This window comes from Pseudomonas sp. TE3552 (genome assembly GCF_056278945.1).
On sequence record NZ_JBWBQJ010000001.1, the window covers coordinates 2,496,807 to 2,516,815 of the forward strand.

Sequence of the window (20,009 nt, forward strand, 5' to 3'; positions counted from 1 at the left end):
CGTCAGGCCTTGGCCTTGACGCCCCTGATGCTATTGTCTTGGATGGTGTCCAGTTGCGTGGCGAAATACTCCAGCGCATTGAACTTCGCATCCGGGTCTTTCTGTACGCCAAACCGGTCGAACTTATCACCGGCATTCAGCAGGGTCATCGAAGTAATATCGGAAATCAGGCCTTTGCTTCTCAAGAAAGCAAGTAACCAGGAAGGCCTTTATGTACGCCTGGTTAGTTTGTTTGTATCAATGGTGCCGGGCAAACCAACTTGCTGGCGCTCAAGGTTCGTTGATTGTAACAGGCTGGCATGGCCCCCTGTGGCGAGGGAGCTTGCTCCCGCCGGGGCGCGCGGCGACCCCGAATCTGCCAACGTGGGGATCCAGATCGAATACAAGCGTCTGTTTTGCGACTGCTTCGCAGCCGAGCGGGAGCAAGCTCCCTCGCCACAATGATTACCAAAGCTGTATTACTTCGAAACAATCCGCCCCCTCTTCTCGAGAGAAAAGGGTCAAAATACGTTCTTTTTGGCCGCAACCCGAGACGAGCCCCCATGCGAACCTACCTGCGTCTGGCAGCCCTGAGCGCCCTCTTCATTTCATCCGTGGCCCAGGCCGCCGACCTGATCCCTATCGAAGTTCATCGCGATGCCAATTGCGGCTGCTGCAAAAAATGGGTCAGCCATCTGGAAGCCAACGGCTTCAAGGTCGAAGACCACGTCGAAGCCGACATGAGCCAATTCAAGCAACAACATGGCGTGCCACCGCGCCTGGCGTCCTGCCACACCGCCGTGATCAACGGCAAATTCGTCGAAGGCCATGTGCCAGCCGAGCAAGTATTGGCCTTGAGCAAGCGTGACGATCTGCTGGGGGTTGCCGCCCCCGGCATGCCGATGGGCTCACCCGGCATGGAAATGGACGGTATGAGCGACGCCTACCAGGTGATCGGCCTGAAAAAGGACGGTACTGACGTAGTGGTGGCGGACTACCCCGCCAATTGATGTCGGGTGCATGCCTCGGGCTGTTTTTCGCGGCGTTTGGTGCCGCGACCCTGCTGCCCTTGCAGTCCGAGGCGGTGCTGGTGGGGCTGTTGCTCAGCGGCCAGTATTGGCTCTGGTCACTGCTGGCGGTGGCAACGCTGGGCAATGTGCTGGGTTCGCTGCTGAACTGGTGGCTGGGGCGCGGCATCGAGCGGTTTCGCCACCGTCGCTGGTTTCCAGTCAGTCCTCGTCATCTTCAGCAAGCGCAAAAGCACTATCAGCACTACGGTCATTGGTCGTTGCTGTTGAGCTGGGTGCCCATCATCGGCGACCCCTTGACGCTGGTGGCCGGTGTCATGCGCGAACCGCTGGGGCGTTTCCTGGTGATCGTGACACTCGCCAAGGGCGCCCGCTATGGTGTGTTGGCCGTGGCTACGCTGGGGTGGATGGGATGAACGATGGTAGCTGCCGGAGGTCCAGGCGAAAATGAGTCATCATCAGGTACTCGGCACGCAAATGGCGAAACCGAATTCCCAATTCCCGGGCATTGCTCGACTGACTGAACAAAACCAATCCCGTTCGTTGATGAGGTAAAGCTGATGGCTGTGCAGATTGCAGTGATCGATGACTGGCAGGACGTGGCTCGCGACGTGGTGGACTGGTCGGTGCTGGACAGCATTGGCCAAGTGAGTTTTATTCATGACTACCCTGCCGACAACCAAGCCCTGGCCGAACGTCTGGGCTCATTCGAAGTGATCTGCGTGATGCGCGAACGCACCCGGTTCGACGAAGACCTGCTGCGCCGCTTGCCCACACTCAAACTGCTGGTCACCGGCGGCATGCGTAACGCCGCCCTGGACCTGAAAGCGGCTGCGGCCCTGGGCATCCAGGTCTGCGGCACCGACAGTTACAAACACGCCGCTCCCGAACTGACCTGGGCGTTGATCATGGCCGCGACCCGCAATCTTGTGGCCGAAGCCAACGCTTTGCGCGCAGGCCAATGGCAGCAAGGCCTGGGGGGTGACTTGCAGGGCAAGACGCTGGCGATTCTGGGCTTGGGCAGCATCGGTCAACGGGTCGCCCGGTTCGGTCAGGTGTTCGGCATGCGAGTGATTGCCTGGAGCGAAAACCTGACTGCCGAACGGGCCGCCGAAGTCGATGTGACCTTTGTCAGCAAGCAGGAACTGTTCGAGCAGGCCGATGTGCTGTCGGTCCATCTGGTACTCAGCGAGCGCAGCCGAGGGCTGGTGGATGCTCAGGCGCTGGACTGGATGAAACCCACGGCCTGGCTGGTCAACACCGCCCGCGGGCCGATTGTCGATGAGTCGGCGCTGATCAAGGCGCTGCAAAAACAACGCCTGGCGGGTGCTGCGCTGGACGTGTTCGAGCACGAACCGTTGCCACGCCATCACCCCTTCAGGACGCTGGACAATGTGCTGGCCACGCCGCATGTCGGGTATGTCAGCCGACAGAACTACCAACTGTTTTTTTCGCAAATGATTGAAGACATTCAAGCCTGGGCAGCGGGAGCGCCGATCCGGATTCTGGGCTGAGACCGCGTTATCGTTCTTCGCGGGCTCGCCCGCGAAGAGGCCCTCAAACCCACCACATCCCCTTAATCCTACGCACCGCAATGGTGCAACCCTCATTCTGTCGCGCCCAACTATCGTGACCTCCCGGTCCCAATTTGACCCACACCCAAAAACCAACCTGCCCTTCGTCGGTGCGCCCCCCCATAAAGCTCGCGTGTTTTGTACCCTCTTCCAACCGATTGTCGAACAATTTCGCAGTTGACCGCCCCCGCTCTAAGTTCTGGCCTAGACTCATTTTCGCGGGGTAAAACCGGCTGGTCATTCGGTGAAAAAAATCGAAACTTTTGGTACTGGCCTCGTGTCAGGTTAAGAGTAGGGCCACAGCGACTGGTGCATTCCTTGCAACAGCCACTTCACCCATTCTGCTTCAGCGCATGGGCAGCACTTGCTCACCGATGCGTAGCGCGTTTGCGCCCGGCCACAGGATTTGGCCACGAACACCGTTTGTGCCAGACCTAGAATTAGATCAACAACACGGGAGATTCATATGATCAGTGCGGCTTTAGATATCCAGGGAGAACGTGCTCATCAGCAGGTCGGGGAAACGAGCACCGTCGGTGTCCTCAATGCCAAATCGGTCAAAGCGCCGACCCCCAAGACGCTGGTACCGGTAGCCAGCCAGAATCCCAACAAGAAGAAAGTCCTGTTCGTCACCTCGGAGATTGCCGACCTGGTAAAAACCGGAGGTCTTGGCGACGTTTCCGCCGCACTGCCACGGGCGATGGCGCATCTGCACGATGTCCGGGTGTTGATCCCCGGTTATCCGCAAGTGCTGAACAGCGAAAACCCGATTCATATCATTGGTGAGCTGGGGGGGCACGCCGCGTTGCCGCCCTGCAAGATCGGGCGCATGGACATGCCCGACGGCCTGGTCATTTACGTGTTGATCTGCCCTGAACTGTACGAGCGCGAAGGTTCACCTTACGGCGCCAACAACGGCCGCGACTGGCCGGACAACCATATTCGTTTCGCCCGCCTGGGCCTTGCGGCAGCCGATATCGCCGCCAACCTCGCCCAAATTCACTGGTGCCCGGACCTGGTGCACGCCCACGACTGGCCCGCCGGCCTGGCCCCTGCCTATATGCACTGGCGCGGCCAACGTACCCCAACCCTGTTCACCATCCACAATCTGGCGTATCAGGGCGTCACCAGCCTCGGCTCGTGCCCGGAACTCGGGATCCCCCTGCATGCCTTGCAACAGGAAGGCATGGAATTCTACGGCAAGATGTCGTTCCTCAAGGCCGGCATGGCCTACTCGAGCCACATCACCACCGTCAGCGCGACCTATGCCCAGGAAATCACCACGCCGGCCTTCGGCTGCGGCCTCGACGGTTTTCTCGCCGCCAAGACCCAGCAGGGCCTGCTCAGCGGGATTCCAAACGGCATCGATGAAAGCTGGGACGCGGCCACCGATCCGCACCTGTTCCACCCGTTCGGCATCGGCGACTGGGACGGCAAAGCGGTCAACGCGGCGCATGTTCGCCGGCTGTTCGACCTCGACGACTCCGAAGGTCCGCTGTTCGCCGTAGTCTCGCGGCTGGTCTACCAGAAAGGCCTGGACCTGACCGAAGCAGTGGCCGAATACATTGTCGCCAACGGCGGGCAGATCGCGATCATCGGCCGTGGCGAGCCGGAAGAAGAACAAGCCATGCGTGAATTGGCGTTGCGCTTCCCCGGGCAAATCGGAGTGCACATCGGCTTCAATGAAACCGACGCCCGCCGGATGTTCGCCGGCAGTGATTTCCTGTTGATGCCTTCGCGTTACGAACCCTGCGGCCTGAGCCAGATGTATGCTCAACGTTTCGGTTCATTACCGGTGGCCCGCAATACCGGCGGCCTGGCCGACACCATTGAAAACGGCGTGACCGGGTTCCTCTTCGATGAATCCACCGTGGAGAGTTATCGCGAAGCCCTGAGCCGGGCGTTCAAGGTGTTTGCCTTCCCCGGCCTGCTCAACGCCATGCGTTGCCGGGCCATGGCGGCCCCCTTCAATTGGTGCAAGGCGGTCGAACCCTACGCCGAACTCTACGAACAACTGGTGGCAAAAGCGCTGGGTAAATCGGGCAAACAGTAAGAGGTTTTCAACGATGCCGTTACGGACCCTTGAGACCTGGCCCCACGGCGCAATCATGCTGGACGCAGAACACACGCGTTTTGCCTTGTGGGCGCCAGATGCATTTTTCGTCAGCCTGGAACTGGAAAATGGCCAATCCCTGCCGCTACAGCCCCAGGCCGATGGCTGGTTTGTGATCAAGACCCGCTGCCCCGCGGGCACCCGTTACCGCTACAACATCGATGGCGAGCTTACGGTGCCGGACCCAGCCTCCCGCGCGCAGGCGGGCGATATCGGCAGCCACAGCGTGGTGGTCGATCCCCTCGCCTATCGCTGGCAACACCGCACCTGGCAGGGTCGGCCATGGAACGAGGCGGTGATCTACGAACTGCACGTCGGTGCGCTCGGCGGTTTCAGCGAGGTCGAGCAGCATTTGGCGCGCCTGGTCGAGCTGGGTATTACCGCTATCGAACTGATGCCGTTGGCGCAGTTCCCCGGCGAGCGCAACTGGGGCTATGACGGGGTTTTACTGTACGCACCTCAGGCCTCCTACGGCACTCCCGAACAACTCAAGCACCTGATCGACACGGCCCACGGCCATGGCCTGGCGGTGATTCTGGACGTGGTCTACAACCACTTCGGCCCGGACGGCAATTACCTGCATCGCTACGCCCAAAGCTTTTTTCGCGAGGACCAACACACCCCGTGGGGCGCGGCCATCGACTTCCGGCGGCGTGAGGTGCGCGACTTCTTTATCGATAACGCGCTGATGTGGTTGCTGGAGTACCGCTTCGACGGCCTGCGCCTGGATGCCGTGCACGCCATCGAAGACCCGGATTTCCTTCAGGAGCTGGCACAGCGGGTTCGCCGGCAAATCGATCCGGCGCGGCATGTGTGGCTCGTGGCGGAAAACGAGCACAACCAGGCCAGCCTGCTGGAGCAGGGTTTCGACGCGCAATGGAACGACGACGGCCATAACGCCCTGCACGTTTTACTGACCGGTGAAACCGACGCCTATTACGCCGACTACGCCGAGCATCCCACCGAACAGCTCGCCCGCTGCCTGAGCCAGGGCTTTGTGTTTCAGGGCCACATCACCCGTCACGGTACGTCCCGAGGTGAGCCGAGCGGTCACTTGCCGCCCACGGCCTTCGTGCTTTTCCTGCAAAACCACGACCAGATCGGCAACCGCGCCTTTGGTGAGCGGCTGCATCAACTGGCCCGTTGCGAAGCCGTCTACGCCGCCACCGTATTGCTGCTGTTGTCGCCGATGATTCCGTTGATGTTCATGGGCGATGAGTTCGCCGCCGAACAACCGTTCCTGTTTTTCACCGACCACCACGGTGAACTGGCGGAGTTGGTGCGCGAAGGTCGACGCAACGAGTTCGCGGCTTTCAGCGCCTTTGCCGACCCACACACACGCGCGCGGATTCCCGACCCGAACGCGACGCAAACCTTCGAGGCGTCACGACCCGAACTCACAGCCACCCAGCGTCCGGCCATGTATGAGCTGTATCGCCAACTGCTGCAAATCCGCCATCGCCACCTCATCGCGCATTTACCCGGTGCCAGGGCGCTGGGGGCGCAGGTCCTGGCCGAGGGGGCAGTGACGGCGCGCTGGCGGCTGGGCGACGGCAGTCAGTTGCGCATTGACCTGAACCTCAGCGACACACCCGTGGTCCACACCTCACAGGCCGGCGCTACGTTGTTGTTCGAATACCCGTCCCAATCGGCTGGCCTGTTGGATCAGGGCACACTTGCCCCCTATTGCGCGCTCGTCAGCCTCACGGCCGCAGCCCCTTTGCTACCCCTGGATGGAGAGCGCCCATGAGCGATGCGCAACTGGAAATACTGGCCAGCCGAGCCGGCCTGGCCGTCGACTGGATCGACGCCAACGGCCGCCCACAGAAAGTCACTCCATCGGTGTTACGTGCAGTGCTCACCGGGCTCGGCCACCCGGCTGGCAGCGCGCAGGAAATCGACGCCAGCCTGCAGGAGTTGCAGCAAGTGCAGCAGACCCGACACCTGCCGCCACTGCTGACCTGTGACGTTGGCGTCGGCCTTGATCTGGCCCACTACTTCGAACCGCAGACCCCGTGTGAAATCCATCTCGAAGACGGCTCGCGGCTCAACCTGAAGCTCGATGACAAGGCGGTTTTGCCCGGTCTGGTCCCGGTGGGTTATCAGCACGTCAGTATCGGCGACCAGTCCTTCACCCTGGCAGTGGCGCCCCAGCGGTGCTACAGCGTCGGCGACGCCGTTGACAGTCAAAACCCGCGCGTCTGGGGCCTGAGCGTGCAGTTGTACTCGTTGCGCCGTCCTGGCGATGGCGGTTTCGGCGATACCCAGGCCCTTGAAGATCTTGCCCGGGTGGCCGGCGAACGGGGCGCCGAAGCACTGGCGATCAGCCCGCTGCACGCGATGTTCAGCGGCGACACCCAGCGCTACAGCCCTTACTCGCCCTCCAGCCGTTTGTTCCTCAATAGCCTGTACGCGGCGCCCGGTGCGATTCTCGGTGAACGTGCCCTGCGCGCCGCGATCGACGCCACCGGCCTTGCCGCTGAACTCAAGCACCTCGAAGCATTGCCGCTGATCGACTGGCCGACCGCCGCCGAAGCCAAGCATCGCTTGCTCGAAGCCTTGTATGAAGGATTCACCCACGGCGAACACCCCTTGCACCCAGACTTCAGCAGCTTCCGCCATGCCGGTGGCGAAGCGCTGGAAAATCATTGCCGCTTCGAAGCGATCCAGGAAGCCCGTGCGAGGCGCGGTGAAAGCCTCGACTGGCGTGAGTGGCCCGAGCAATGGCGTGACCCGCGCAGCACCGCCCTGGCGCATTTTGCCGAAGAAAATTCGACCCGCATCGGCTATTACGCGTTCTGCCAATGGCTGATTGCGCGCAGCCTGGAGCGCGCCCAAACGGCCGCTCGCGGTGCCGGCATGGGCATCGGCCTGATCGCCGACCTGGCGGTGGGCGCCGACGGCGGCGGCAGCCAGGCGTGGAGTCGCCAGGACGAATTGCTCGCCTCACTGACCGTGGGTGCGCCACCGGACATCCTCAACCGCACCGGCCAGGGTTGGGGGATTTCCGCGTTTTCCCCGGAAGGTCTGGTGCGCAACGGCTTTCGCGCGTTCATCGAAATGCTGCGAGCCAACTTCGCCCACGCCGGTGGCCTGCGCATCGATCACGTCATGGGCCTGCAACGACTGTGGGTGATCCCCAGGGACGCGCCGCCCAGCGACGGGGCTTACCTCTATTACCCGGTGGACGACCTGCTGCGCTTGCTGACCCTCGAATCCCATCGGCATCAAGCCATCGTCCTTGGCGAAGACCTCGGCACCGTGCCCGAAGGCCTGCGGGAAAAACTCATCGCCCGCTCGATCCTCGGCATGCGCGTGCTGCTGTTCGAACAGGACAACGCGCACTTCAAGCCGATTCTCGACTGGCCGGACAACGCACTGGCGACCACCAGCACCCATGACCTGCCGACGCTCAATGGCTGGTGGCATGCTCGCGATATCGACTGGAGCGCTCGCTTGGGTCTGACCGACGCCCCGGGTGAAATCGAATGGCGCCAACACCGTGAACGCGAGCGCGAAGGTTTGCGCCGGGTGCTGAGCCAGGACCCGCAGAACTTTCGCGAAGAGTCCCATGAAACCGATCAGGTGCTCGACGCCGCCATCCGGTTCCTCGGTCATACCCGCACGCCGCTGGTTTTGCTGCCAATGGAAGATGCCTTGGGTATCGAACAGCAGGCCAACCTGCCCGGCACCACCGATACCCATCCCAACTGGTCCCGCAGGCTCCCCGGTGACAGCGAGTCATTGCTCGATGACCCGGACGCCGCACGCCGCCTGGAACTGCTCGCCTGTGCGCGACTTCAGGCGGCCGAGCGTGACCAATGAATCAACCGCTCATCCAGCCGTTGCGGGCGACCCTGCGGCTGCAGTTTCATAAAGGCTTCACACTGGATCACGCAGTGCCGCTGGTGCCGTATTTCGCCAGCCTGGGCATCAGCCACCTCTACGCTTCGCCGCTGCTCACCGCCCGCGCGGGTTCCATGCATGGCTACGACGTGGTGGACCCGAGCACCGTAAACCCTGAACTCGGTGGCGAAGCCGCATTGCGCCGTTTGGTCAGTGCATTGCGCGAACAGCACATGGGACTGATCCTCGACATCGTCTCCAACCACATGGCCGTTGGTGGAGGCGACAATCCCTGGTGGCTCGATTTGCTGGAATGGGGGCGGCTGAGCCCTTACGGCGCGTTCTTCGACATTCAATGGCACTCGCCCGACCCGTTGATGGAAGGTCAGTTGCTGCTGCCTTTTCTGGGCAGCGATTACGGCATCGCCTTGCAAGACGGCACCCTGCCCCTGCATTTCGATGCCCGGCGTGGTGCTTTTTATACCGAGCATTACGAGCATCACTTTCCGATTTGCCCCACCGATTACGGCGAACTGCTCAAGGTCGACGATCGATTGAATGCCGAGCAGGCCGAGCGACTCAAATCCCTGGCAGACCGCTTCACTACCTTGAGTTACCAGACCGACGCCCACAGCCTGGCGATACCGCTGAAAACGGAACTGGCTGAACTGGCCAGCGATCCGGCCATTCTTCACGCCATCCAGCACACCCTCGGCACTTACGACTCGCTAACCCCCGAGGGTTTCCAGCGCCTGCATAACCTGCTGGAGCGCCAGAGTTATCGCCTGGCCAGTTGGCGCACCGCGGCGGACGACATCAACTGGCGGCGCTTTTTCGATATCAACGAACTGGGTGGCCTGCGTGTCGAACGTCCGGCGGTGTTCGAAGCAACCCATGCAAAAATCTTCGAGCTGGTGGCCGAAGGGTTGATCGACGGCTTACGCATCGACCACATCGACGGCCTCGCCGATCCGCGCGGTTACTGCCGCAAATTGCGGCGCAGGGTCGATAGCCTGGCACCGGGCCGGCACCTGCCGCTCTACGTCGAGAAGATCCTCGGCGAAGGCGAAACCCTGCACCGCGACTGGTGCGTCGATGGCAGCACCGGTTACGAATTCATGAACCAGTTGTCGTTGCTGCAACACGACCCCGAAGGCGCCCAGACTTTGGGTGAACTCTGGAGCCGGCACAGCGAACGGCCGGCTGACTTCTGTCAGGAAGCGCAACTGGCGCGCCAGCAGATTCTCAACGGCTCCCTGGCCGGGGATTTCGAAAGCGTTGCCCACGCTCTGTTGCAAGTGGCCCGGGACGACCTGATGACGCGGGACCTGACCCTCGGCGCGATCCGTCGGGCGTTGCAGGAACTGATCGTGCACTTCCCGGTGTACCGCACTTACATCAGCCCGCTGGGCCGTTTCGCCCAGGACGAGGTGTTTTTCCAGCAGGCCATGGACGGTGCCCGGCAAACCCTTGGCGAGGCCGACTGGCCGGTGCTCGATTGCCTGGCCGGCTGGCTTGGAGGCCAACCTTGGCGCAAGCGTCCGGTGGGCCGCTCGCGCAAGCTGCTCAAGCATGCGTGTGTGCGCTTCCAGCAACTGACCTCACCGGCGGCGGCCAAAGCGGTGGAAGACACCGCGCTTTATCGCTCGGCCGTGCTGTTGTCGCGCAACGATGTCGGCTACAACACCGAGCAGTTCAGTGCGCCGGTTGCCGACTTCCATGCCGCCTGCGCCAATCGTCTGGCCGAGTTTCCCGACAACCTGCTCGCCACCGCGACCCACGATCACAAACGCGGCGAAGACAGCCGTGCGCGGCTGGCCGTGTTGAGCGAGCGCAGCGCCTGGTACGCCGAGCAGGTCGAACACTGGCGAACCCTGGCCGGCGAACTGCGTACTGACCCCAACGCGCCCTCGGCGGGCGACGAGCTGATTCTCTATCAAACGATGCTCGGCAGTTGGCCGCTGGCACTACGCAGTGACGATCAACTGGCGCTCGAGGACTACGCCAAACGCCTGTGGCAGTGGCAACAGAAAGCCCTGCGCGAAGCCAAGTTGCAAAGCAGCTGGAGCGCGCCGAACGAGGGCTATGAACAGGCGACTCATGAGTTTCTCGATCGCCTGCTCCTGAGCCCCGAAGGCCAGTCACTGCGCGCGGCCATCGGTGCGGCTGCCCAGAGCATTGCCGTCCCGGGCGCACTCAATGGCTTGGCGCAAACCTTGCTGCGAATGACTGTGCCGGGGGTGCCGGACCTCTATCAGGGCAACGATTTCTGGGACTTCACGCTGGTCGATCCGGACAACCGCCGGCCGGTGGATTACCTCAGTCGTCAGCAGGCCATGCATACGCCCCAGAGCCTGCCCGATCTGTTGGCGAACTGGCGTGACGGGCGCATCAAGCAAACCCTGATCGCCCAAGCGTTACACCGGCGGGCCGAGCATGCCGGGTTGTTTCAAAAAGGGGCTTATCAAGCCCTGGAAGTCATCGGCAGCCAGGCTCATCGAGCATTGGCGTTTGCTCGTGAATGGCAAGGAGAACGGGCTATCGTGATCGTACCTATACGTTGTTCCCAAATGCTGGAAAACAGTGCCAACCCGCAGGTTGACGCGCCGCTGTGGGGCGACACCCGGGTCAAATTGCCATTCGCCGTTCCTGAAGAAAATCTGAAGGGACTTTTTGCAAGCGTCACAGTCACAAAACACAGGGAGCTGATGGTCAGCGCCGCGCTGGGGGATTTCCCGGTCAATCTCTTTATCCAAACGATCCAAGCTTGAGTTCAGTTCAGGAGCATTGCGATGAGTACCGACGAGAAACGCATTCGCGAATTTGCCTATCAAATCTGGGAATCCGAAGGAAAACCCGAAGGCCAGGAAGCGCGCCATTGGGAGATGGCCTGCAAACTGGCCGAGGCCGAAGCGCTGGCGCCCGGCAAACCAGCCAAAGCGAGCAGCAGCAAAACCGCAAGCGCCAAGCCCGCGGTCGGCAAACCAGACGGCAAGCTGGTCAATGCCAAGGGCATCGAAACCAAACCCCGTGCCAAGCCCAAAGCCAAACCCGCCGCCGCTTCGGCAGTGATCCCGCCGGGCGAAAAAACCACGGTGAAAAAGCCTCGCGCCGCGCGTAAACCACCCGAGGTCTGACGCTTCACTGTCTTGTCCTGATTTGTGGCGAGGGGGCTTGCCCCCGTTCGGCTGCGAAGCAGTCGTAAACCAGACGCCACGTTGCTGATTAAAGAATCGCAGTGACTGGTTTAAGGGTCGCTTTGCGACCCAACGGGGCGATGCGGCGTTCCGACAAGCCCCCTCGCCACAGAGCGCCCTCGAAAAAAAACGTTGCAGGAGCAGCTATGACCAGTCCAAAGAAAACCGCGCCCGACTTTCACGAGGCCTCGCGAATCCGTGAAGGCTTGCCCTTCCCGCTAGGCGCGACCTGGGATGGCCTGGGAGTCAATTTCGCGCTGTTTTCGGCTAACGCGACCAAGGTCGAACTGTGCATCTTCGACGATGCCGGCGAGGTAGAGATCGAGCGTATCGAGTTGCCGGAATACACCGACGAGATCTACCACGGCTACTTGCCCGACGCCCACCCGGGGTTGATCTACGGTTATCGCGTGCATGGGCCGTACGACCCGGCCAACGGTCATCGCTTCAACCCGAACAAGCTGCTGATCGATCCCTACGCCAAACAATTGGTCGGCCAATTGAAATGGTCCGAAGCGTTGTTCGGTTTCACCATCGGCCATCCTGACGCCGACCTCAGTTTCGATGAACGGGACAGCGCGCCCTTCGTGCCCAAATGCAAAGTGATCGACCCGGCCCACACCTGGGGCCACGACCATCGGGTCAGCGTGCCGTGGGACAAGACGATCATTTATGAGACTCACGTACGCGGTTTCAGCATGCGTCATCCCTCCGTTCCCGAGAACCTGCGCGGCACCTTCGCCGGGTTGATGGTCGATGACGTGCTGGAACATATCCGCAAGCTCGGCGTGTCGACTGTGGAATTGCTGCCGATTCATGCCTTCGTCAATGACCAGCATCTGCTGCACAAAGGCATGACCAATTACTGGGGGTACAACAGCATTGCGTTCTTTGCCCCCGACCCGCGCTATCTGGCCAGCGGCAAGATCGCCGAGTTCAAGGAGATGGTCGCGCACCTGCACGAGGCCAATCTGGAAGTCATTCTCGACGTGGTCTACAACCACACCGCCGAAGGCAACGAACAAGGCCCGACCCTGTCGATGCGCGGCATCGACAACGCCTCTTACTACCGTTTGAGGCCCGACGACAAACGCTACTACATCAACGATTCCGGCACCGGCAACACCCTGGACCTGAGTCACCCGTGTGTGCTGCAAATGGTCACCGACTCGCTGCGTTACTGGGCCACGGAAATGCACGTCGACGGTTTCCGTTTCGACCTGGCGACTATCCTCGGCCGCTACCACGACGGTTTCGACGAGCGCCACAGCTTTCTGGTGGCCTGCCGTCAGGACCCGGTGCTGCGTCAGGTGAAGTTGATTTCCGAGTCGTGGGACTGTGGCCCCGGGGGTTATCAGGTCGGCAACTTCCCGCCGGGCTGGGTCGAATGGAACGACAAATTCCGCGACACCGTGCGCGCGTTCTGGAAAGGCGACGACGGCCAGCTCGCCGACTTCGCCGGCCGCATGACCGCCTCCGGTGAGATGTTCAACCAGCGCGGCCGTAGACCGTATGCTTCGCTGAACTTCATCACCGCCCATGACGGCTTCACCCTCAACGATCTGGTGTCGTACAACGACAAACACAACGAGGCTAACGACGAGAACAATCAGGACGGCAGCAACAACAACCTGTCCTGGAACCACGGCGTCGAAGGCCCCACCGACGATCCCGAGATCAATGCCCTGCGCCAGCGGCAGATGCGCAACTTCTTCGCCACGTTGCTGCTGTCCCAAGGCACGCCGATGCTGGTGGCCGGCGACGAGTTCGCCCGCACCCAGGAAGGCAACAACAACGCTTATTGCCAGGACAGCGAGATCGGCTGGGTCAATTGGGACCTGAGCGAAGACGGCAAGGCCCTGCTCAAGTTCGTCAAACGCCTGATCAAGTTGCGCCTGACCTATCCGATCCTGCGGCGCGGGCGCTTCCTGGTGGGCAATTACAACGAAGACATCGGCGTCAAGGACGTCACCTGGCTGGCGCCGGACGGCAGCGAAATGAGCACCGAACAATGGGAGGAAGGCCACGGCCGCTGCCTGGGCATACTGCTCGACGGTCGAGCCCAGGAAACCGGCATTCGCCGCAAGGGCGCCGATGCAACCCTGTTGCTGGTGGTCAATGCCCACCATGACATCGTCAATTTCCTGCTGCCGGAAGTGCCCGACGGCGGTTTCTGGACGTGCATGATCGACACCAATCAACCGTCGATTCGTGGCCAGGAACGCTTCGAGTTCGGTCACGAATATTCGGTCACCGGCCGTTCGCTGCTGCTGTTCGAATTGCAGCATGAGGAAGAAGAGTGAGCGGGCCCTCGGGGGCAAGCCGTAATGAAATCTGTAGCAGCTGCCGAGCTTGCCAGGCAGCTGCTACAAGGGACGGTTTCGCTGATTATTTGCGAAACCTGACACAGCCCGGCTTAAAAAAAACGTATCAGACCAAAGACTGGGGCGACGAATAGCGTTCCATGAGCAATACTCTGCCCGCGGCAATCCAGGGTTCGGAGCGCTGCATATTGCTATCTACCCGCTCTCACGGGCCTGCCAGGCTTGCGCCCTTGCAAGCATTGCGCACAACTGAGGGCAAGACAGAACAAGGACGTAGCGCCCATGAAAACAGTTTCCATCAGCGAAAGTGGTCTGTCCGCGCAAATCTGGAACAGCGCCCAGCAACTGGACAACATCCCTGTCATCAATACCGAAACCCTGGTCCCGGCCGGCGCTCGCGCAGTGGTGATCGCGCCGCATCCTGGCGATGAAGTGGTGACCTGCGGTGGCCTGCTGCAACAGCTGTGTACCCTTGGCCATCCTCTGCAATTGATCTCGATCACCGATGGCAGCGCCAGTCATCCGGGATCGCGACAGTGGTCGAAGAAACGCCTGAGCGTGTTCCGCCCCCAGGAAAGCGTCGAAGCCTTGCGCCGGCTCGGGTTGCCGATGCACAGCCTGAAGTGGATTCGCGGTGGCTTCACCGACAATGGTCTGACCGAGCGAGAGTTTGAGTTGACCCAATTCATCGTCCGCTACCTGCGCCCCGGTGATGTGGTGTTCACCACTTGGCGCGAAGACGGCAATGTCGACCACGACGCCGTCGGCCGGGCCAGCGCCAGGGCAGCAGCGCTGGTCGGTGCGACGCTCAACGAAATACCGGTTTGGGCCTGGCACTGGCCGACACGCGACCACGGGCTGATCCCCTGGCATCGCGCGCGCAAGGTACGCCTCGATACCTGGACCGTCGCGCGCAAAAGCCACGCTACCTACGCCTACGCCAGCCAACTCGACGGCGAACCGGCGATCGGCATCGCCCCGATGCTGCCCCGGATAATCCTGGAGCGCATGCGTTTGCCGTATGAAATCGTGTTTGTCTGAATCATTCGAGGAATGTCTTAGGCGAGAGGGCTTTTGTGGTGAGGGAGCTTGCTTGTGGCGAGGGAGCTTGCTCCCGCTGGGGCGCGAAGCGGCCCCAAAAGCTTTGCGACTGCTTCGCAGCCGAACGGGAGCAAGCTCCCTCGCCACAAGCAAGCTACCCCCACTACAAGCAAGCTCCCTTACAAAAGCTCCTTTGCTATAAATCACGCTGAACTGCTTCTCCATCCATCAGTCGCATACATACACCACCCCCTGATTTCCCAGGAGTGAACGTGACCAGCGATTTCGAACGCCAAGCTGTCGAATCAGTGCCATTGAACACGACCGCGGCGATTCATCGACTCAGAGTGCTGACGGTCAACACTCACAAGGGCTTCACCGCCCTCAACCGGCGCTTCATCCTCCCGGAACTGCGCGAAGCGGTACGCAGTACCTCGGCAGACCTGGTGTTTCTGCAGGAAGTGGTCGGTGAACACGACCGACATGCTTTCCGTTACAACGACTGGCCGCAAACCTCGCAATACGAATTCCTGGCCGACAGCATGTGGAGCGACTACGCATACGGTCGCAACGCGGTCTACCCCGACGGCCACCATGGTAATGCCCTGCTGTCGAAATACCCGATCCGCGAATTTCGCAACCTTGATGTCTCGATCACCGGTCCCGAGCGTCGCGGATTGCTGCACTGCGTACTGGATGTGCCGGGGCATGCCGAAGTGCACGCCATTTGCGTGCACCTGAGCCTGTTGGAAAGCCACCGACAACTCCAGCTCCAGCTGCTCTGCCTGTTGCTTGAATCGCTGCCCGACGATGCCCCGGTGATCATTGCTGGCGACTTCAACGACTGGCAGTTGCAAGGCAACGCCGCCCTTGCTCGACGCGACTACCTGCATGAAGCGTTCGAGCGTCACCACGGTCGACCGGCAAAAACTTACCCGGCGCGTTTTCCCCTGCTGCGCCTGGACCGGGTCTACCTGCGCAATGCCAGCAGTCATGAACCGCGAATACTCGGCCACAAACCCTGGACGCACCTGTCGGACCATTTACCGCTGACGGTGGAGGTGCGTCTGTAACACCGTCAAGCAACAGGCGCCAAGAACTGCCGCCTGCAACAGAAAAAATGACAGCAATCGTGTACCCGACTTGCTCATGAGTTTTGCACTGCTCTTCCTTCATGCAATCGATAGCCCACTACCCAACACGTCTGGGCCGCACCTTTCAGCATGATTTTTTGCACAAACAATAACTTAGATCAGCGCCAAAAATCAGTCATTTACAGACTCTAAAATAGCCGTACCACTTATCGGCCATTTTCTTGACGCAGTGCCATCGGTCTTCTTAGCTAGTCCTTACTACCCCCGGAAATCCATCAGGGGCATGCCTCCAGACACCCGTAAAACGGGCGGGTCGGACCTTGCCTCAATCCATTCGGTCGCCCCTCATTCGGGGTAGGAGAGACGCCACAGCGAGATACGCATGCGATTGCAAGGTAGACCTCCATGAGAACTTCTTTCACCCCACAAGAGATAAAATTCACTTTTTGCGTTGTCTCCGGTTCACTCCTGCTGTGCTCATCCATGGAGGTGCGAGCGTCGTCTGCCGAGGTCGAAACAACGCCCTGGTACAGCCAGCAACTGCCGACACTCACCTTGCCCTTCGGCGTCGCCACGTATCCCGACCGTTTACGCGTCAATTCCGACTTACCCAGCTCACGCCTGACGATCGAAGACGCCGCGCCCTTGGCCTGGGACCACGCCTATGGGCCGACGTCGCGGCAGGCCCAAACCGATTATCTGGCCCAGGGCACGATCCCCGGCGCCAGCGAATTCAAAGGCCCGGCGCTTCTGACCGTGCAAAGCAACAGCGGTAGTACCCAGCGGGTCGGACTGATCGGCGGCACCGCTCAATTCCAGGGCAACGACAACGGCCTGCTGACCAGTCGCGCCCTCGCCGACCCCAGCCATGACGCGCTCAACCTTCAGGGCCAAAGCCTTGGTGCCTACTGGAGCCTGACCGGGCCGCAAGGCTGGCACGTCGACTTGACGGCCAGCGGTGGCCGGGTCAACGGTTTTAGCCGCAACGACCAGGGCGTGCGACAAACCACCGAAGGCAGCGCAGTGACATTGTCGGTGGAAGGTGGTTTCCCGATTGGCTTGAGCGAAAACTGGGTGGTTGAACCCCAGGCGCAGTTGATCAATCAACGCATCACGCTGGATACGCCGTATGCCGGGTCAGGCAATGCCTCATCCAGCGACCTGACATCCTGGAGCGGACGGGTCGGCGCACGATTGAAGGGCAGTTACGATATCAATGGCTTGGCGGTAGAACCTTATGTGCGGACCAACGTGTGGCACACGATGTACACCGGTAATACCGTGAGCCTGGATCAGGTCGACAAAATCAGCAGCAGCCGCAACTCCTCGTCGGTGGACGTGGGTCTGGGGCTGGTCGCCAGAGTGACACCGTTGGTCAGCCTGTATGTCAGCGCCGATTACAGCAGCAATGTGGATGACAATGATTTGAACGGATTGATTGGCAGCCTGGGGGTGCGGATGCGGTGGTAAAAAGATCAAAAGATCGCAGCCTTCGCCAGCTCCTACAGTTCAGCGCTGTCCCGCCCACCTGGGACCACCCCGATCCTGTAGTAGCTGGCGAAGCCTGCGATCTTTTCGATCAGCCCTCCGGCCGCAAAATCAACACCGCCAACGGCGGCAAATTCAACACCAGTGAAAGTGCCTGCCCATGGCTCGGCTCTTCTTCGGTGAACACCCCGCCACCGTTGCCGTAATTGGACCCGGCGTAAGTGTCGGCATCGCTGTTGATCAACTCGACCCAGCGCCCGGCAAACGGTACGCCGACGCGGTAGGACTGACGCGGCACCGGGGTAAAGTTGGCCACCACCAATACCGGCCTGCCCTCCTTGCTCCAGCGCAGCCAGGCATAGACGCTGTTGATCGCATCATCACCGATCAACCACTGGAAGCCTTGCGGCGCATCGTCCTGATCGTGCAGCGCCGGTTCTTCGCGATACAACCGATTCAGGTCACCGACCAGTTTGCGTACACCCTGGTGTTCCGGGTATTGCAGTAAATACCAGTCCAGTTGCTGATCGTGATTCCACTCACGCCACTGGCCGAATTCGCAGCCCATGAACAACAGTTTCTTGCCGGGATGGGTCCACATGAAACTCAGGTAAGCCCGCAGGTTGGCGAATTTCTGCCAGCGATCGCCGGGCATCTTGTCGATCAGCGAATGTTTGCCATGGACCACTTCGTCATGGGAAATCGGCAGGATGAAGCGCTCGGACCAGGCATACACCAGGCCAAAACTCAGCTCGTTGTGATGATGGGCGCGGTACACCGGATCCTGCTGAATGTAATGCAGCGAATCGTGCATCCAGCCCATGTTCCACTTATAGGCAAAACCCAGGCCGCCCTGTTGCGTACCCTGGCTGACACCCGGCCACGCCGTGGACTCTTCGGCAATCACCAGCGCCCCCGGTGCTTCCAGGGCCACCACATCGTTGAGATGACGCAGGAAATCGATAGCCTCCAGATTTTCCCGACCACCGTGACGATTGGGCACCCATTCGCCGGCCTTGCGCGAGTAATCGCGATACAGCATCGACGCCACCGCATCGACCCGCAGGCCATCGACATGGAAATGCTTGAGCCAGTGCAGCGCCGACGCCAGCATGTAACCGTGCACCTCGGTGCGGCCCAGGTTGTAGATCAGCGTGTCCCAGTCCTGGTGAAAACCTTCCAGCGGGTTGCCGTACTCATACAACGCGGTGCCATCGAACTGTGCCAGGCCGTGGGTGTCGGTGGGGAAATGCGCCGGCACCCAATCGAGGATCACACCGATCTCGGCCTGGTGACAGGCATTGACGAAAGCGGCGAACTCATCCGGCGTGCCGTAACGGGCACTCGGGGCGAATTGCGACAGCAGTTGATAACCCCACGAGCCACCGAACGGATGTTCCATGATCGGCATCAGTTCGATGTGGGTAAAACCCAGCTCCTTCACGTAAGGAATCAGCCGCTCGGCCAGTTCGGGCCAGGTGTACTGACGGGCGACCTCGCCCAAGTCATCCAGCTCACATTGCCAGGAACCGGCGTGCAACTCGTAGATCGACAGCGGTGCGCTGGTTCGCTGACGCTCGCCCCGCGACTGCATCCAGCCCTGGTCCTGCCAGTCGATTGTCAGCGGTGAGGCGACTTTCGACGCGGTGTCTGGCGGCAGCGCCGTGGCAAGGGCCACCGGATCGGCCTTGAGCGGCAGAATGCCGTGGGCGCCGAGGATTTCGTATTTGTAGGCCTCCCCCGCTTGCAGGCGCGGGATGAACAATTCCCAGACCCCGCTGGGATGGCGCAGGCGCATCGGATGCCGGCGGCCGTCCCAGACGTTGAAATCACCGACCACCGAGACCCTTTTGGCGTTCGGCGCCCACACGGCAAAACGCACGCCGTCCACGCCATCGACCGTATTCAGCTGTGCGCCGAGGCAACTGCTCAAGTCACGGTGATTGCCCTCGGCGAACAGGTACAAGTCCATTTCGCCGAGTAACGGGCCAAAGCTGTAAGGATCCTCGGCAAGTTGCTCGCCGCCGGCCCAGCGGGTTCGCAACAGATATGGCTGGGCCCGCTCGAAGTGCCCGACGAACAACCCTGGGGTTGACGTGGTTTCAAGACTGCCGAGTTCCTCCCCGGACGCTTTGTCCACCACCTGCACGCTCAAGGCCCCCGGCAGATAAGCCCGAATGAATTGCCCCCCTGCGCCATCACTATGCGGGCCGAGTATTGCAAAGGGGTCCTGGTACTCGGCGCGTACCAATGCGTCGATATCCCGCGCCCTGGGCAGCAGCGCCTCTTTAACGTGCCCCTGTTCCTTGTTCGAGATACTCATGA

At 61.0% G+C, this 20,009-nt stretch carries 13 protein-coding genes and 1 pseudogene; 12 read left to right on the forward strand and 2 right to left on the reverse strand.

Annotated elements, in window-relative coordinates; genetic code table 11:
- Positions 1-14 precede the first annotated feature (14 nt).
- A pseudogene (locus ACZ9BB_RS11040) lies at positions 15-197 on the reverse strand (hypothetical protein); the annotation flags it as partial.
- A 345-nt stretch (positions 198-542) separates the two neighbouring features.
- Between ACZ9BB_RS11040 and ACZ9BB_RS11045 the strand changes: the two are divergent.
- The 12 genes from ACZ9BB_RS11045 (at position 543) to ACZ9BB_RS11100 (ending at position 17,666) form a co-directional block, all read left to right on the forward strand.
- Complete coding sequence (locus tag ACZ9BB_RS11045; protein WP_476213804.1) at positions 543-989, forward strand: DUF411 domain-containing protein; 447 nt, start codon at positions 543-545, stop codon at positions 987-989.
- Positions 989-1,423, forward strand: coding sequence for a YqaA family protein (locus tag ACZ9BB_RS11050; protein WP_476213805.1), 435 nt, complete (start codon positions 989-991; stop codon positions 1,421-1,423). The genes ACZ9BB_RS11045 and ACZ9BB_RS11050 overlap by 1 nt, the downstream gene beginning before the upstream one ends.
- 144 nt (positions 1,424-1,567) lie before the next feature.
- A complete protein-coding gene (locus ACZ9BB_RS11055; RefSeq protein ID WP_476213806.1) occupies positions 1,568-2,521 on the forward strand; it encodes a D-2-hydroxyacid dehydrogenase family protein in 954 nt (317 codons plus the stop codon).
- 526 nt (positions 2,522-3,047) lie between these two features.
- Complete coding sequence (glgA, locus tag ACZ9BB_RS11060) at positions 3,048-4,634, forward strand: glycogen synthase GlgA (RefSeq protein ID WP_476213807.1); 1,587 nt, start codon at positions 3,048-3,050, stop codon at positions 4,632-4,634.
- A 13-nt stretch (positions 4,635-4,647) separates the two neighbouring features.
- Positions 4,648-6,444 carry a malto-oligosyltrehalose trehalohydrolase gene (treZ, locus tag ACZ9BB_RS11065; RefSeq protein ID WP_476213808.1) on the forward strand — a complete coding sequence of 599 codons (1,797 nt, stop codon included), beginning with the start codon at positions 4,648-4,650 and terminating at the stop codon, positions 6,442-6,444.
- Complete coding sequence (malQ, locus tag ACZ9BB_RS11070) at positions 6,441-8,519, forward strand: 4-alpha-glucanotransferase (RefSeq protein WP_476213809.1); 2,079 nt, start codon at positions 6,441-6,443, stop codon at positions 8,517-8,519. Before treZ ends, malQ begins: the two co-directional genes overlap by 4 nt.
- Entirely contained in the window at positions 8,516-11,311 is a 2,796-nt protein-coding gene (locus ACZ9BB_RS11075; RefSeq protein ID WP_476213810.1) for a malto-oligosyltrehalose synthase, read from the forward strand. The genes malQ and ACZ9BB_RS11075 overlap by 4 nt, the downstream gene beginning before the upstream one ends.
- Before the next feature lie 21 nt (positions 11,312-11,332).
- The gene (locus tag ACZ9BB_RS11080) at positions 11,333-11,677 is read left to right on the forward strand and encodes a DUF2934 domain-containing protein (RefSeq protein WP_476213811.1); all 345 of its coding nucleotides are present in this window, start codon (positions 11,333-11,335) and stop codon (positions 11,675-11,677) included.
- Between the two features lie 206 nt (positions 11,678-11,883).
- Positions 11,884-14,040 carry a glycogen debranching protein GlgX gene (glgX, locus tag ACZ9BB_RS11085; protein ID WP_476213812.1) on the forward strand — a complete coding sequence of 719 codons (2,157 nt, stop codon included), beginning with the start codon at positions 11,884-11,886 and terminating at the stop codon, positions 14,038-14,040.
- A gap of 303 nt (positions 14,041-14,343) precedes the next feature.
- Positions 14,344-15,102, forward strand: coding sequence for a PIG-L deacetylase family protein (locus tag ACZ9BB_RS11090; RefSeq protein ID WP_476213813.1), 759 nt, complete (start codon positions 14,344-14,346; stop codon positions 15,100-15,102).
- Between the two features lie 272 nt (positions 15,103-15,374).
- Entirely contained in the window at positions 15,375-16,175 is an 801-nt protein-coding gene (locus ACZ9BB_RS11095) for an endonuclease/exonuclease/phosphatase family protein (protein ID WP_476213814.1), read from the forward strand.
- 426 nt (positions 16,176-16,601) lie between these two features.
- Positions 16,602-17,666 carry an autotransporter domain-containing protein gene (locus ACZ9BB_RS11100; protein WP_476213815.1) on the forward strand — a complete coding sequence of 355 codons (1,065 nt, stop codon included), beginning with the start codon at positions 16,602-16,604 and terminating at the stop codon, positions 17,664-17,666.
- A 109-nt stretch (positions 17,667-17,775) separates the two neighbouring features.
- On the opposite strand, the gene glgB is transcribed toward ACZ9BB_RS11100, so the two are convergent.
- Positions 17,776-20,007, reverse strand: a complete 2,232-nt coding sequence (glgB, locus tag ACZ9BB_RS11105; protein ID WP_476213816.1) for a 1,4-alpha-glucan branching protein GlgB — start codon at positions 20,005-20,007, stop codon at positions 17,776-17,778.
- Between the last annotated feature and the right edge of the window lie 2 nt (positions 20,008-20,009).